This window comes from Collibacillus ludicampi (genome assembly GCF_023705585.1).
Taxonomy (GTDB): Bacteria; Bacillota; Bacilli; order Tumebacillales; family BOQE01; genus Collibacillus; species Collibacillus ludicampi.
In genome coordinates this window covers 1785798-1800000 of sequence record NZ_BOQE01000001.1, presented here as the reverse complement: position 1 = coordinate 1800000, position 14203 = coordinate 1785798, and the positions used below count along the sequence as shown (strand labels likewise).

Annotated in this window: 14 protein-coding genes and 2 rRNA genes (1 of these 16 running past the window's edge); 2 read left to right on the top strand and 14 right to left on the bottom strand. The window is 47.2% G+C overall.

Annotated features, from left to right (window positions below; genetic code table 11):
• Both DNHGIG_RS09075 and DNHGIG_RS09070 read right to left on the bottom strand, forming a co-directional pair.
• Nucleotides 1–424, bottom strand: a 23S ribosomal RNA gene (locus DNHGIG_RS09075); it reaches 2617 nt to the left of the window's first position.
• A 178-nt stretch (nucleotides 425–602) separates the two neighbouring features.
• Nucleotides 603–2149, bottom strand: a 16S ribosomal RNA gene (locus tag DNHGIG_RS09070).
• Together the 16S and 23S rRNA genes form the textbook arrangement of a ribosomal RNA operon.
• Nucleotides 2150–2613: 464 nt before the next feature.
• Here DNHGIG_RS09070 and DNHGIG_RS09065 point away from each other — a divergent pair.
• Nucleotides 2614–3231 carry an SCO family protein gene (locus tag DNHGIG_RS09065; RefSeq protein WP_282199355.1) on the top strand — a complete coding sequence of 206 codons (618 nt, stop codon included), beginning with the start codon at nucleotides 2614–2616 and terminating at the stop codon, nucleotides 3229–3231.
• A gap of 32 nt (nucleotides 3232–3263) precedes the next feature.
• Here the strand turns inward: DNHGIG_RS09065 and DNHGIG_RS09060 are convergent, their stop codons facing one another.
• The 7 genes from DNHGIG_RS09060 to phaQ all read right to left on the bottom strand — a co-directional run bounded on the left by DNHGIG_RS09060 (nucleotide 3264) and on the right by phaQ (nucleotide 9200).
• Nucleotides 3264–3677: a FixH family protein gene (locus DNHGIG_RS09060; RefSeq protein WP_282199354.1), complete on the bottom strand. Its 414-nt coding sequence runs from the start codon at nucleotides 3675–3677 to the stop codon at nucleotides 3264–3266.
• Nucleotides 3678–3867: 190 nt separating this feature from the next.
• Nucleotides 3868–4437 (bottom strand): TlpA family protein disulfide reductase, encoded by a 570-nt coding sequence (locus DNHGIG_RS09055; protein WP_282199353.1) that lies wholly within the window; start codon nucleotides 4435–4437, stop codon nucleotides 3868–3870.
• 531 nt (nucleotides 4438–4968) lie between these two features.
• Nucleotides 4969–7413 carry a heavy metal translocating P-type ATPase gene (locus DNHGIG_RS09050; RefSeq protein WP_282199352.1) on the bottom strand — a complete coding sequence of 815 codons (2445 nt, stop codon included), beginning with the start codon at nucleotides 7411–7413 and terminating at the stop codon, nucleotides 4969–4971.
• An 80-nt stretch (nucleotides 7414–7493) separates the two neighbouring features.
• Nucleotides 7494–7706 carry a copper chaperone CopZ gene (gene copZ, locus DNHGIG_RS09045; RefSeq protein ID WP_282199351.1) on the bottom strand — a complete coding sequence of 71 codons (213 nt, stop codon included), beginning with the start codon at nucleotides 7704–7706 and terminating at the stop codon, nucleotides 7494–7496.
• A gap of 35 nt (nucleotides 7707–7741) precedes the next feature.
• Nucleotides 7742–7993, bottom strand: coding sequence for a metal-sensitive transcriptional regulator (locus DNHGIG_RS09040; protein ID WP_439647770.1), 252 nt, complete (start codon nucleotides 7991–7993; stop codon nucleotides 7742–7744).
• A 213-nt stretch (nucleotides 7994–8206) separates the two neighbouring features.
• On the bottom strand, nucleotides 8207–8758 hold the full coding sequence (gene phaP, locus DNHGIG_RS09035; protein WP_282199349.1) for a polyhydroxyalkanoic acid inclusion protein PhaP: 552 nt from the start codon (nucleotides 8756–8758) through the stop codon (nucleotides 8207–8209).
• The gene (gene phaQ, locus DNHGIG_RS09030) at nucleotides 8748–9200 is read right to left on the bottom strand and encodes a poly-beta-hydroxybutyrate-responsive repressor (protein WP_282199348.1); all 453 of its coding nucleotides are present in this window, start codon (nucleotides 9198–9200) and stop codon (nucleotides 8748–8750) included. The genes phaP and phaQ overlap by 11 nt, the downstream gene beginning before the upstream one ends.
• A gap of 194 nt (nucleotides 9201–9394) precedes the next feature.
• On the opposite strand from phaQ, the gene DNHGIG_RS09025 reads away from it, so the two are divergent.
• Nucleotides 9395–10177, top strand: a complete 783-nt coding sequence (locus DNHGIG_RS09025) for an alpha/beta fold hydrolase (RefSeq protein WP_282199347.1) — start codon at nucleotides 9395–9397, stop codon at nucleotides 10175–10177.
• A 112-nt stretch (nucleotides 10178–10289) separates the two neighbouring features.
• Here the strand turns inward: DNHGIG_RS09025 and phaC are convergent, their stop codons facing one another.
• The 5 genes from phaC to DNHGIG_RS09000 all read right to left on the bottom strand — a co-directional run bounded on the left by phaC (nucleotide 10290) and on the right by DNHGIG_RS09000 (nucleotide 14201).
• Nucleotides 10290–11366: a class III poly(R)-hydroxyalkanoic acid synthase subunit PhaC gene (phaC, locus tag DNHGIG_RS09020; RefSeq protein WP_439647769.1), complete on the bottom strand. Its 1077-nt coding sequence runs from the start codon at nucleotides 11364–11366 to the stop codon at nucleotides 10290–10292.
• 78 nt (nucleotides 11367–11444) lie between these two features.
• Nucleotides 11445–12215, bottom strand: coding sequence for a 3-oxoacyl-[acyl-carrier-protein] reductase (fabG, locus tag DNHGIG_RS09015; RefSeq protein ID WP_282201395.1), 771 nt, complete (start codon nucleotides 12213–12215; stop codon nucleotides 11445–11447).
• Between the two features lie 142 nt (nucleotides 12216–12357).
• Nucleotides 12358–12798 (bottom strand): hypothetical protein, encoded by a 441-nt coding sequence (locus DNHGIG_RS09010; RefSeq protein WP_282199345.1) that lies wholly within the window; start codon nucleotides 12796–12798, stop codon nucleotides 12358–12360.
• 13 nt (nucleotides 12799–12811) lie between these two features.
• Nucleotides 12812–13090, bottom strand: coding sequence for a hypothetical protein (locus DNHGIG_RS09005; protein WP_282199344.1), 279 nt, complete (start codon nucleotides 13088–13090; stop codon nucleotides 12812–12814).
• Nucleotides 13091–13484: 394 nt separating this feature from the next.
• Nucleotides 13485–14201 carry a cytochrome c biogenesis CcdA family protein gene (locus DNHGIG_RS09000; RefSeq protein ID WP_282199343.1) on the bottom strand — a complete coding sequence of 239 codons (717 nt, stop codon included), beginning with the start codon at nucleotides 14199–14201 and terminating at the stop codon, nucleotides 13485–13487.
• Nucleotides 14202–14203: the final 2 nt, after the last annotated feature.

The window sequence follows — 14203 nt, the reverse complement described above, 5'->3', positions numbered from 1 at the left end:
CGCGGTACTCGGGGTCCGTCTCGAGTCCTCTTCGTTTCAGATACGGGACTGTCACCCTCTCTGGTCGGCCGTTCCAAGCCGTTCTCTTACGAAAAGGATTGGTAACTCCATGTGAGACGCCCACGACCCCGCCTGTGCAAGCACATGCGGTTTAGGCTCTTCCCCGTTCGCTCGCCACTACTGAGGGAATCACTGTTGTTTTCTTTTCCTCAGGGTACTAAGATGTTTCAGTTCCCTGGTGTACCTTCTCACTGCCTATGGATTCAGCAGTGGATACCCCGCCATTACGCGGGGTGGGTTGCCCCATTCGGAAATCCCCGGATCAAAGCCTGCTTACGGCTCCCCGAGGCGTATCGGCGTTAGCCCCGTCCTTCATCGGCACCTGGCGCCAAGGCATCCTCCGTGCGCCCTTCGTAGCTTAATCTACAAAGTGACTCGGTTGATTCCAGTTCCATTGCAAACTGCTATGCAGTTCCCTTTGCAATGTCTTCTCATATTCGTTATCCAGTTTTCAAGGAGCAAGTGAAGGATTCACTCCCTCAAAACCAAATCGTGTAGGGAGATCGTTCGGCGTGAGCCGAACCTCGTCATAACATCCTTAGAAAGGAGGTGATCCAGCCGCACCTTCCGATACGGCTACCTTGTTACGACTTCACCCCAGTCATCGGCCCCACCTTAGGCGGCTGGCTCCTCAGAGAGGTTACCCCACCGACTTCAGGTGTTGCCAACTCCCATGGTGTGACGGGCGGTGTGTACAAGGCCCGGGAACGTATTCACCGCGGCATGCTGATCCGCGATTACTAGCAATTCCGGCTTCATGCAGGCGAGTTGCAGCCTGCAATCCGAACTACGAACGGTTTTCAGGGTTTGGCTCCACCTCGCGGTTTCGCATCCCGTTGTACCGCCCATTGTAGCACGTGTGTAGCCCAGGACATAAGGGGCATGATGATTTGACGTCATCCCGCCTTCCTCCGACTTGTCGTCGGCAGTCTGTTGTGAGTGCCCAACTGAATGCTGGCAACACAACACAAGGGTTGCGCTCGTTGCGGGACTTAACCCAACATCTCACGACACGAGCTGACGACAACCATGCACCACCTGTCACCGCTGCCCCGAAGGGAAGGTCTGTCTCCAGACCGGTCAGCGGGATGTCAAGCCCTGGTAAGGTTCTTCGCGTTGCTTCGAATTAAACCACATGCTCCACTGCTTGTGCGGGCCCCGTCAATTCCTTTGAGTTTCAGTCTTGCGACCGTACTCCCCAGGCGGAGTGCTTCATGCGTTAGCTTCGGCACTCATGGGTATGAGCCCACGAACACCTAGCACTCATCGTTTACGGCGTGGACTACCAGGGTATCTAATCCTGTTTGCTCCCCACGCTTTCGCGCCTCAACGTCAGGAATCGGCCAGCAAGGCGCCTTCGCCACAGGTGTTCCTCCACATCTCTACGCATTTCACCGCTACACGTGGAATTCCCTTGCCTCTCCGACCCTCAAGCTCTCCCGTATCCAAGGCCGTCCCGGGTTGAGCCCCGGGTTTTCACCCCGGACGCAGAAAGCCGTCTGCGCGCGCTTTACGCCCAGTGAATCCGGACAACGCTTGCCCCTACGTATTACCGCGGCTGCTGGCACGTAGTTAGCCGGGGCTTCCTCCTCCGGTACCGTCAGGATAGGAGCATTGCCTCACCTATCGGTTCGTCCCGGAAGACAGAGTTTTACAATCCGAAGACCTTCATCACTCACGCGGCGTTGCTCCGTCAGGCTTGCGCCCATTGCGGAAGATTCCCTACTGCTGCCTCCCGTAGGAGTCTGGGCCGTGTCTCAGTCCCAGTGTGGCCGGTCACCCTCTCAGGTCGGCTACGCATCGTCGCCTTGGTGAGCCGTTACCTCACCAACTAGCTAATGCGCCGCGGGCCCATCTGGCAGTGACGCCGTGAAGCGCCTTTTCCCTCCTCACGGATGCCCATGAAGAGCGTATCGGGTATTAGCACTCGTTTCCAAGCGTTATCCCCGTCTGCCAGGCAGGTTGCCCACGTGTTACTCACCCGTCCGCCGCTGACTTCAAGGAGCAAGCTCCTCTCCATCCGCGCGACTTGCATGTATTAGGCACGCCGCCAGCGTTCGTCCTGAGCCAGGATCAAACTCTCGAAGAAAGATTGTATGTCACGCTCCGAAGAGCCGACAAAATCAAACATCCTAGCTCCCTACACGATTCAGTTTTCAAAGAGCGACCGTCGCAAAAGCGACTTTTTCAATATACCATCTCGCAACTAATTTTGCAAGAGGTAATCTCTTCTTTTCTTTCATCATCACCGCTCATCGCGGCGACAGGTGTTATCTTATCATGCTATGCGCCTCATCTCAATTCTCTTCATGAAACTCCCGGAAACAAAATTCCTCCTATAACAAAAATACCTCACATGATTCGCTACTATACTCTACGATTCTTTCATTTTCGCCTTTTATCAATTCGATTAAGCTTCATTACGTTTCCCCGAAACGTGTAACGAAAGCTTTGCTTGAGTAAGCGGTGAGAAAGATCTCATCATTCACTATCGAAAAAGACTGGTCTACCTTTAAATATTCAGTAATATAGCATGTAGTGGGGGGATGTTTGATGACTTCATTTACTCAATTTTTACGCAAACAATGGTTTACTTTCATTGCTTCCCTACTCATTGTCTCTGTGATTGGCTGTATCGCTTATTTATTGTACATGGGTTACCATCGACTTCCGGTCATCGATCACGCCTATAATTTTTCATTGAGGAATGAAGATGGCAAGCCCGTACAATTAAAAGATTCTGATGATAAGGTGCGTCTCCTCACTTTCATCTATACGAGTTGCCCAACCGTTTGTCCCACCATCACGCACGACATGACCGTCTTACAGAACGACTTGAAACAAAAAGGGCTGTTCGCAAAAGACGTGCAGTTTATTTCAATCACGATCGACCCGCAAAGAGATACGGGACAAGTCTTAAAAGCGTATGCCAAACAGGTAGGTGCAGACCCGAAAGGATGGGAATTTCTTTACGGCGATCTTGGAACAACCCAATCGGTACTGCAAAAGTATTCTGTATTTATTGAGACCGACAATCAGTCCGGAATCATTACACACTCAGTGAAAACCTTTTTGATCGACAAAAATAGAAATATACGTAAAGTATATGGTCTAGAGATGAATCTGCAGGACATAGAAAAAGACATTCAGTCTGTCTTGCGCGAATCCTGATAAAAGCCACCAAACGGTGGCTTTTTCATGTACTATCGCTTACTCACTTTGAGTTCCATCTTTTGCATACTATGTTGATCTCGTGCCGTCACATGGTACATAATGAAATAAGTGCCCTCTTGGCGAAACGTATACGGAATTGAATAAACACCGTCCCCATTCTTATTGGCTTTGATCATTTCATGTTGATCCTGCTTTTCCTTCCAAACCTCAAATGTAACGTCTTTCGCATCTTCCACCGGTTTACCGTTTTGCGAGACAGTAACCGTAATCGTAACTTGATCACCCACTTTGACAGTAGAAGGCGGAGTTGTCGAAAAGGAAACATGAAGTGGTGAAGAGTCTAAAGAAGCGGTTTCTGTCGTATTTGATGAACATCCCCAGGCGAACGTCACGATCGTAAGAGCGGCAAGCGCAGGCAACCATCGACTAACGGGGATCCGCATTTCCCTACTCCTTTCTTTAAAGCTTCATCATACACATTCCGAATATCAATCCATATCATTACATACGTATGCTGTTTTACAGGAAGACATGCTTCACCCCGGCATACTTGATTCTGCAGGTAAGACGTCGATGGTATCCTGATCTGGCAGTTTTCACATGGTAGGGGAGCCATTCGCTTTCAGTACAATGCTACCTTTTCAACAAGTTTTGGATCATTCTTTCCATGTTGGTTTCAGTCAACGAACCTGTGAAACGGTCAACAATGATGCCGTTCGCATCAATCGTCAGTGTTGTAGGAATCCCAATGATTTTGTACTGGTTGGCCACCCGTCCTTCCTTGTCAAGCAAGACAGGGTAGCTGACATGGTACTGTTGCAAGAAGTTTCGCATCTCGCTCAGATTCCCGCCCTCCATGTTTGTCAAGTTAATCCCGTAAAATGCAATTTTGTCTTTATATTCTTCATATTTTTGTACGAGTTCCGGCATTTCATCGTGACATGGTTGACACCATGTCGCCCAGAAATTGATCAACACTTTCTTACCGCGCAAATCACTAAGCTTCAGCGAACGTCCCTCCATATCGGCGAGGACAAAATCGGGGGCTGAATCCCCCGGTTGCGGCAACGAATGTTTCAGCTCCGGTCCTGTCTTGGTATCAGGGGAAACCGTTTGTTTCGCTGATCCGCCAGTTGTCAAGAACATGGACAATGCCAAACCTAAGATGACTAGAATACCTAGAATCAAAACACGTTTTTTCATATGGTTCTCCCTGTCTTGAAAACTAGTGCTTGAGTGGGTGTATCGCTTTGCGCTTGGGGTCGATGAAGGTCGTCTTTGAGGCATATGCTTTGCGCTCATGCTCCGTGGAGGCCGTTTCAGCGGGTATATGCATTGCGCTTATGCTCCGTGAAGGTCGTCTCGCATGGAATTATAATCATATGTTGCGAGACGACCTTCAAAGTCGCTATTACGCGCAATGCATATACCCTTTTACATCCGAAAGGAAGCGAGACGACTTCCAAAGTCGCTATTACGCGCAAAGCATATGCCTTAACGTCCGAAAGGAAGCGGGACGACCTTCAACTCACCTCTTCGCCGCAAAGCGATACAACCCACCCAAAAGCCACTCCGTTTCTTGAGATAGCCTTATACTTCTTCCCTCACAAGAATCTTTTCATCCTCTGATGGTGCCGCTCGCGGCATGGGGGGGACTATCGAAAATGGTAATACTTTGCTGTTCTTATAGATATGGTACCATTGACTAAAGTATATGCATGATCCACACGGTTCTTACCCCCGAGCAGGTTTCCAGCCACGCAACAAGAGGGTATTCGAAACTACCGATACCGAACTGAAAGCCATCGCGGCACCGGCCAAAATTGGATTCAACAAGCCTATGGCTGCAATCGGGATTAAGACCACATTATATGCAAATGCCCAGAAGAGATTTTGACGGATTTTGCGCATGGTCGCTTTCGATAAAAGAATACTGTCGACAACCCCTAGCAGATCACCGCGCATCAAAGTGATGTCGGCCGCTTCCATTGCAACGTCCGTTCCGGTACCGATCGCAATGCCGATATCCGCCGCTACGAGAGCAGGGGCATCGTTAATTCCGTCTCCAACCATCGCCACGACTTTCCCTTCCCGCTTCAATTTTTCCACTTGTGCTGCTTTTTCTTCGGGAAGGACTTCCGCAAGGACACGTTTCACTCCCACTTTCTCTCCGATCGCTTTTGCCGTACGCCGGTTGTCGCCCGTGAGCATAATCACTTCGATATTTAAATTCCGTAAGCGACGAACGGCCTCGGCGGACGTTTCCTTGACCGTATCGGCAACGGCGATGATCCCTTCCAGATGCTTGTCGACGGTGATCAAAACGACCGTCTTTCCTTGGGCTTCCAACTGTTCCATTTGCTTGATCGCAGGCTTTGACTCGACATGATATGCCTGCATCAATTTCATATTGCCGATCAACAGCTGTTTCCCTTCGATCTCCGCCTCAATCCCATGTCCGGGGATCGCTTGAAAACGGGAGACATTCTTCAACGAAAGCCCTTTTTCCCTGGCCTTGTTTACAATCGCGACACCGACGGGGTGTTCCGAGCCCTTCTCCGCTGTAGCCGCTACTCGCAGCAGGTCTGTCAAAGTATAGTTCCCAAGCGGAACAATATCTGTAACTTCCGGTTCACCTTTTGTGATCGTACCTGTTTTGTCCAAAACCACCGTCGTGATACGATACGCGTTTTCGAGGTGTTCAGCACTTTTAATCAATATTCCGTTTTCCGCTCCTTTTCCGGTACCGACCATTACGGCTGTTGGAGTCGCCAGTCCTAACGCACAAGGACAAGCGATGACCAAGACGGCAACCGCATGAATAAGCGCGGGAGTGAATCCGCTCACAACATAAGTGATCGCAAATGTCAAGCAGGCGATACCGATCACAATTGGGACAAAAACACCTGAAATCACATCTGCCAATCGTTGAATCGGTGCCTTTGATCCTTGTGCCTCTTCTACCCGTTTAATGATCTGAGCCAGTACTGTATCTTTTCCCACTTTCGTGGCGCGAAACTTGAAGGAACCGTGCTTATTGATCGTCGCTCCGATCACTGTGTCTCCTACATGCTTCGCCACAGGCATGCTTTCGCCGGTTAACATCGACTCATCGACCGTACTGCTGCCTTCTAGAACGATACCATCAACCGGTATTTTTTCCCCTGCACGCACAAAAATGATATCCCCAACTTGCACATCCTCTATGGGTATATCCACTTCCTGACCCTCACGAATCACGCGAGCGGTTTTTGCTTGTAATCCCATAAGTGTTTTGATCGCATGGGATGTCTGTCCCTTGGCTCTTGCTTCCAACAGTTTACCGAGGAGAATCAAGGTGATTACGACCGCGGAGCTTTCGAAATACAGATGCGTCCAATTTCCCATAAGAACGGAGACGAAACTGTAAAGATAAGCCGCCGATGTTCCCATGGATACGAGCACATCCATATTCGCACTCCCGCCGCGCAATGCGTGAAAGGCGCCTTTGTAAAAACGCCATCCTGCATAAAATTGAACGACAGAAGCGAAAACAAGCTGTAGATAAGGGGGGATCATAAAATGAAAAGCCACCCCAGGCGTATACGAAAGCATAAAATCAGATAGCATTTGTAAAAGAAACGGAGCGGATAAAAGTACACTCACCAGGAACAGCCTCTTCCATTCACGATATGCTTTTTGCTGTGCCTCGTTTTCCGCTTCAGTATCCGGCTCCTGCGCCACCCTTGCATCGTAGCCGGCTTTTCGCACGGCTCGAATCAACTGATCGACATCTGTTATGCCAGGGATATATTCAACGGTTGCTTTCTCGTTGGCCAGATTGACAACGGCTTGTACGACCCCATCTACTTTCTTAAGGCTTCTTTCGACGCGATTCACGCAAGCTGCACAAGTCATTCCATGGATTGCAAAAATAACCTTTTCGTTACGAATACCATATCCCGTCTTCTGTACTTGCTCGATCAGTTGATCGACAGACACCTGCTGGGGATCAAATACAACGATCGCTTTTTCGGATGCAAGATTGACTCCTGCTTGTTTAACCCCTTTCATTTTGGACAGTTTTTTTTCGATCCTCGTGGCACAAGCCGCACAGGTCATTCCGGTAATGCCAAGCGTGACTCGTTCCTCTGGAGATTCAACTTTCCTTCCTTGCTGCTCTGCCGTTTGTGTTGTCATCTATGATCATCCCTCCTGCGGGCAACTTTTACCTGATAAGAGGAAAACGGGAGCTAGAATCATTCCAGCTCCGCGGGTCCTTACGAAACTACATCATATCCCTCTTCTTCAATCGCATCTTTCAGGTTGTTCAAGTCAACAATCGTTTCATCATACGTGACAGTTACTCGTCCAGCATCGAGATCCACACGAACGGAATCCACTCCGCCGATTTCTTTCAAAGCGCTCTCAATGGCGTTGACACAATGGTTGCAGGACATCCCATTGACTTGTAAAGTCACTGTTTTGGTCATTTCCTTCACCCCCTTTCAAATGACAGGGTCTCAAATTATCTAGTAAAAATCCTCATGACCTCCATCAATTCCTGAATATAATGTTCACCTTCGTCCGCTTGTTCTCGTATCGCTTTTTTTACGCAACCGCGGGTATGGTACTCAAGCAATGTGAGGCCGATCTTGTTTGTGGCTGCCTTGATAGCCGCGATTTGTGTCAATATATCAACGCAATAGCGGTCGTCCTCAATCATTTTTTGCACGCCGCGGATCTGCCCCTCGATTTTCCGCAAATTCTTGAGCAACATATCCTTATGTTCTTGGTATAAATAAACTTTTTTCTGTTCTTCGGCCATTACTATACCCCCCTACGGTATTTATTATGCTTTACATATATTTGGGTTGTCAATTCGCATGGATATTTAGAAAACGGAAAGCAAATCCGTTAGTTTCCCCGTATGATGTTCTATAGCGGCAATTGGCCAAATATAAAAAAACACCGGATATCCCGGCGTCCCTTTTTACGCAGATTTTGTCGGCAAACCGACAATCGATTGTACTCGTTCCAATTGTGTCGAAAGCCATGCGTTCTGATTCTTTTTGGAATAAACAACATATGCTTCATTCCAAGCCGCCCAAGACTCGCGATGATCCCGGAGGAATTTGATAAATTCTTTGTTACCCTCTTCCAGTTGTTTCTCCGAACGTTCCAGCCAATCAACTGCAAATTTCCAAGGTGTCCATGCGATTTTTTCCAACTTCGTTACAGCATCCTGGAGCGGGGTGTTCGTCCCTTCATATTCAGCTGCAATTCCTTTGCCGTTATCATTCCATTCATTCAACAGCTCCCAGTTGGCTTTTGACACATTCTTCAGTGTCCCTTCCAGTTGATTGCGAAACTCTTGTGCTGATTTTCTTGCAGATTCCCATGCACGCAGATACGCATCTTCTTTCTCTTCCAGTTGCTTCAGAAAGGTAGACATCCCTTTCTCGTACCCGTTCCAGAACATGTTCACCCAAGAATCCACCCAGTTCACTGTTTTAACTTCCGTTTTCTTTTCCTTAGCGCTCATCGTCGTCCCTCCTAATGGCATGTAATGATTGCACTCGTTTCGAAGAATTCTCTGTCCCGCCCTCTTTATGGAAAGTGGGCAAGTAGAGATCGAGCATGCTAGTGTACATTCTAAAAAATTGATCTAACATTGCCTGGTATTGTTCCAGCTGACCGGCATATGCTTTGAGATACGTTTCCCCTGCTTCCGTTAAGGAATATAAACGTTTTGCCGGACCGGTTTCCGATGTTTCCCATTGGGAACGGACGAACTCATCCTTTTCCAATTGCCGCAACATGCGATAAAAATTGCCATGATCGAGCGCAGAAAAGCCAAAGGAAGCCAATTTTTGCATGAGTTCATATCCGTGCATCGGCATGCGGAGTAGTAAAAGTAAAATAAATGGAACTATAAAGTTTTTCGGCGGGCTCCCCAAAGATGGATGTTCTTTTTCATCAGCCATACCAATCACCCTCAACTAACATCTATGTGTATTTTACATCTATATTTCAATGATGTCAATCGAATACACAAAGTTTACCTGTACCCATTTGTTTTCATGCATGACGTATATTTTCGTGACTTGTGGAAATACCTGTAACAGTTTAGACCGTACCGCTATGAAGGTCAAAAACAATGTTCAGGTAGGTGGTTTTTATGTATCAAGCAAGGATTAACGGGATTACCATGTATTATAACCGAATCGGTTCGGGTGAACCGCTCGTGCTGATTCATGGACTCGGTGAACGAAAAGAGAGCTGGGTGTTCCAATATGCATTATCAGACAACTATGACCTCATCATTCCGGATCTCCGGGGACATGGACAATCGGAGACAACTGAAGATATATCGATTGAAACGTTCGCGCATGACATACTTTCCCTCTTGGATCATCTTGGAATAGAAAGCGCTCACTTTTGCGGTTTATCCATGGGTGGAGCGGTCACTCAGGAAATCTATCGACTGGCTCCTGAACGTTGTCGTTCTTTAATTCTGGTGAATACATTCTTTTTCATTCCGATCACATTCAAAATCCTGATGGACTATATCTGTTTATGGAAACTCCAACTCCCCAAAGTCATGAAGCGTCAATTGGCTGCGTACATGTGTTTATACACGCTTACCAATGAGACGTTAGACCGGTTTACCCAAGCGATTACTCCGAATATGGACGCGTATGCGAAATCGGTGGATGCTTGTCTCACCGTGGATAATCGCCTGCTTTTGCGAAGAATCAAAGTACCAACACTCATCATCGGAAGTCAGTATGACCGTCTCACCCCCGCTTGGATGCAGGTCCTGATGCACCAGCGTATCCCACACTCCGAATTGGTCATCTTGCGGAGATCCGGACACCTGGCTAAACTGGAACGTCCGGAAGAGTTTAACGGGGTCATTCGCAGTTTCCTGGAGCGCCAGCAGTTACGAGAGATATCCTAATTACGGAAACTACTTTTCGTGTAAATACCGCTCGAAAACCAGATGCTAATAAGCGCATTAAAAAGAAGGAAATCGCAGCCGATTTCCTTCTTTTTTGCAAATATAAGTCCATTTACTCGTCTCTTTCCGATAACCATGCGTACGTTTGCGGATACACTTGCTTCCGGGCCGTTCCCCCGAATACGAGGCTGACATGGCCAACCGGATAATTGTGTTCCGTCTTGTCGGTGCTACTGATGTATTCGAACAAGGCACGTGTCTGATTGCACGGTGCGATATGGTCATGTTCCGCGGTGAGAATCAGCACTGGGCAAGCGATTTTCGAGAGATCGACCTGGCGGCCACGCAGAACGATTTCTCCTTTAATCAGCTTGTTTTGCTGATAGAAGTCTCGGATCCACTGACGATAAGTCTCACCCGGGAAAGGCGTGCCATCATTCACCCATTTGTTTAACATTCGCCAATTATGAATGAATTGCTCATTATCCACTTTATCAAACAGGTGTATCCATGGGTTCACAAAGTTTGTAAGCGGCTTTAACATCTTGTTTCCAAAATCGATCACTTCAGGTGTGATATTGCCGAGTGTATCCACTAACTTATCGACATCAAAATGTTTCTCATTGAGCCAAGAGTTATACAGTTCTGCATGGCGGAAATCAATCGGCGCAGCCAATACGACCAGGTTTTTTACACGTTCAGGAAATAACGCCGTATACATGACACCCATCGTACCACCCATGCAGTACGAGAACATATTGACTTGCTCCTTCTTTGTGTACATGCACACGCGTTCGACCGCTTTATGTAGGTAGTCAAGAATATATTCGGCAAACCCGTTTTTGCGGTCTTCGGGCCCCGCTTCGCCCCAGTCGAGCATGTATACATCATATCCTTGTTTGAGCAAATACTCGACAAATGAATTCCCCGGTTCCATGTCGAGAATGTACGGCTTATTGATCATCGCGTATAGCATGAAAATCGGCGTTTTCTTCGTCACTTCAACACCAGGCAATGTGAAACGGTAGACGCGCATTTTATTCTTGCGCCAGATCACCTCTTTGGGTGTCGTCCCCGTTGGCGGTTCCGCGCGGTTGAGCACATTCAAAACTTTTTGGTAACGTGTCCATGAGCGCGGTGTTCCGTTATGGATCGCTTCTTGGAAGCCACCCATCGTTTGTTTCCACATCTCCTTCCAATCTTCTGCCACTGTCATCCCACTCACCTCCGAAAAATACCCCTGGAAACCCCAGGGGCTTAACTGATCTTACATGTACATGCCGCCGTTTACGTTAATGCATTGACCGGTGATGTAATCGCCATCTACGACCAGGAATCTTACCGCTTTCGCAATCTCTTCTGTTTTACCGAAACGCCCCATCGGGATTTTTGCAATAATCTTCTCTTGAACCTTCTCGGGAACCGCAGCCACCATCTCTGTAAATATGTAACCCGGGCAAACACAGTTGATGGTCACGTTATTCTTCGCGGTTTCCTGTGCTAATGATTTGGTGAAACCAATCATGCCCGCTTTTGCAGCCGAATAGTTGGTTTGACCAAATCCTCCTGCCTGCCCGATGATGGAGGAGATATTGACTACACGACCGTAGTTCTGTTCAATCATTTCCGGCAGGAATTTTTTCGTCATATAAAAGATGCTGCTCAAGTTCGTTTGAATGACTTCTTCCCATTGCTCAGCCGTCATTTTCACGAATCGCGAATCTCTCGTGATCCCTGCATTGTTGACAAGAATATCAACCTTGTCGAATTTTTCGCGGACTTCTTCGTAAATGCGATCGATATCTTCGCGATTGCTTACATTTCCTTGAACGAGATGAACGTTCGGGTTGAATCCACGAATTTCCTCAGCGACTTGCTGAGCTTTTTCTGCGTTCGATACAAAGTTGATGATGACAGTTGCGCCTTGTCCAGCCAGTTCTTTTGCGATATCAGCACCAATTCCACGCGACGATCCGGTGACCAGTGCCACTTTGCCAAACAGGGGTTTATTTTTCAGTACTTGTATGTCTTGTTCCATCAGTGCCATTATGAATTGCCTCCCTTGATGTCTCAAATGTATGTCATTATGTTGTTTTGCTCGTCACGTGCACATTTGTTCCAAATTTCACACACGTTCACTCGCATGAGTTTCTGATCAAACTTTACTCATCTTGGTTTTTCTAATTTTTATGGCCCCGTTTTTGTTTTGCTTCCGCATCAGCCACGGATGCTTTCGTCAAAGCTTGCAGACTCTCGTTGAGCACCGCCAATTGTTGGGACAGTTCCGTCATCGTGCCTCTCAATTCGGATGTTTGAGCAGCTTCCTGTTCCAAGCGAATCAGACGTTCGTCGATCGCATCAATTTTCGATTCGATTCCGACGACCAGTTCACTTAACCGCTCAAAATCTTTCAATGAAGGTACTTTATATGTTTGTAAAAGATGTTCGATATTCTTTTTAAAATATTGTTCCATCTGCAACATCGTGGTTAGGAGCTGTGAGGAAAGCGCCGCATACATTTCGCTTCCGAGCACATTGTGCAGGGATTTGGAGATCTGTGGCTCGATCTCTTGATAGAGCGTTTTCCACACGTCAAACGGATCCGCATAATTTGTACTCATGATTGATCACCTACTAGGCTTGTTTCTTGAAGAGCTCCAACAGACTGTTGACCTGTTTTTGAAGATCTTTTTGAAAAGCGAGTTGCTGCTCTTTGATCTTGTCTAATTGGGCGACAAAAGTTTCTGCTCCTTGCTGCGTAAAGTCTACAACTTTCTGCACTTCTCCTTGCGCCCATGCCAGGAAATCTGCCGTTGAAACGACGGACTGTTTCATCGTTTCGAAAGCATGAATCGTGTTCTTTTCCATTTGCTCCAAGCAGAATTCGGTCACTTTCACTACTTGGTTCTCCATATGCGTCACACTCCCGGTCATTTTTTTACAGGCACAAGATTCTCTCGATTGCTAAAAAAAGGTCGCCTGTACATGTTCTATTATCTACAATACGGATAATACGTCAAGAATACTTTGAAATAATAATTTTTTTAGACAATAAACAACAATTTTCGACTTAAATCGATGAGAGGATGAACGGTTCAGATCCTGCTAATATTCACCTCCCTTTATGTATTGAGTAGGGACAGGGGAAAATGTTTGAATTTGTTTAAAGAATAACAGAAAAGTTTGAGAAACATGTGAAGAAACTCTAAACAAATGTTTTCATTTTTTATAAATTTACATACTTCCTGCACTCCCCCTTCCAGCCGACAAATACATGTCTATGCCGCCGAAAGTCAGTTCATGCATTTCATATTCCGATAAACCCGCCAAACATACGAATGAACCATGAGGTCAAATTGTTGATCCAGCCGGTGAACAAGAACATACCCATTATGACCAATAGCCAGCCGCCGATCTTGCTGATCACTTCGGAGTATTTGAGGATCCAACGGATCGAACCTAGCGTATAGGCGAGTAATAAGAAGGGAACGGCAAAGCCCAACGTGTAAAAAAACATGAACCAGAGACCGCTCGCAGGGTTCGTTGCCGCCAGGACGAGAACAGAAGCGAGTATAGGTCCTACACATGGGGTCCATCCGGCCGCAAAGCTGATACCCACAAGAGCCGACCCGATGTAACCGACAGGCTTCGCGCGAAACTGCCACTTTTTTTGCCTGTATAGAAAGTCCAGTTGGAGCATACCGGCCAAAAAAAGTCCCATGACAATGATCAAGAGACCGCCTGCCTGGCGTACGAAAGATTTGTACTCAGCAAAAAGTCTGCCCACCAGACTCGCTGACATCCCCAAGGAAATAAAGATGAACGAAAAGCCGAGAACGAAGAACAATGCGTGTCCAAGCGCCTTGTTACGAGCCTTCCTTCGCCGATCTTCACTTTTCATTTCTTCCAATGTGATTCCCGTAATATAGGAAATGTAGGAAGGATACAACGGCAAACAACACGGCGAGATGAATGACAGGATTCCGGCGATGAACGCGAGATAAAAGCTAGGAGCAGTTCCCATGA

Bases quoted from the DNA above. Each gene is read 5' to 3' on its own strand.
- DNHGIG_RS09065 (WP_282199355.1), top strand. From the start codon at position 2,614: ATGACTTCATTTACTCAATTTTTACGCAAACAATGGTTTACTTTCATT.
- DNHGIG_RS09060 (WP_282199354.1), bottom strand. From the start codon at position 3,677: ATGCGGATCCCCGTTAGTCGATGGTTGCCTGCGCTTGCCGCTCTTACG.
- DNHGIG_RS09055 (WP_282199353.1), bottom strand. From the start codon at position 4,437: ATGAAAAAACGTGTTTTGATTCTAGGTATTCTAGTCATCTTAGGTTTG.
- DNHGIG_RS09050 (WP_282199352.1), bottom strand. From the start codon at position 7,413: ATGACAACACAAACGGCAGAGCAGCAAGGAAGGAAAGTTGAATCTCCA.
- copZ (WP_282199351.1), bottom strand. From the start codon at position 7,706: ATGACCAAAACAGTGACTTTACAAGTCAATGGGATGTCCTGCAACCAT.
- DNHGIG_RS09040 (WP_439647770.1), bottom strand. From the start codon at position 7,993: ATGTTGCTCAAGAATTTGCGGAAAATCGAGGGGCAGATCCGCGGCGTG.
- phaP (WP_282199349.1), bottom strand. From the start codon at position 8,758: ATGAGCGCTAAGGAAAAGAAAACGGAAGTTAAAACAGTGAACTGGGTG.
- phaQ (WP_282199348.1), bottom strand. From the start codon at position 9,200: ATGGCTGATGAAAAAGAACATCCATCTTTGGGGAGCCCGCCGAAAAAC.
- DNHGIG_RS09025 (WP_282199347.1), top strand. From the start codon at position 9,395: ATGTATCAAGCAAGGATTAACGGGATTACCATGTATTATAACCGAATC.
- phaC (WP_439647769.1), bottom strand. From the start codon at position 11,366: ATGTGGAAACAAACGATGGGTGGCTTCCAAGAAGCGATCCATAACGGA.
- fabG (WP_282201395.1), bottom strand. From the start codon at position 12,215: ATGGAACAAGACATACAAGTACTGAAAAATAAACCCCTGTTTGGCAAA.
- DNHGIG_RS09010 (WP_282199345.1), bottom strand. From the start codon at position 12,798: ATGAGTACAAATTATGCGGATCCGTTTGACGTGTGGAAAACGCTCTAT.
- DNHGIG_RS09005 (WP_282199344.1), bottom strand. From the start codon at position 13,090: ATGGAGAACCAAGTAGTGAAAGTGACCGAATTCTGCTTGGAGCAAATG.
- DNHGIG_RS09000 (WP_282199343.1), bottom strand. From the start codon at position 14,201: ATGGGAACTGCTCCTAGCTTTTATCTCGCGTTCATCGCCGGAATCCTG.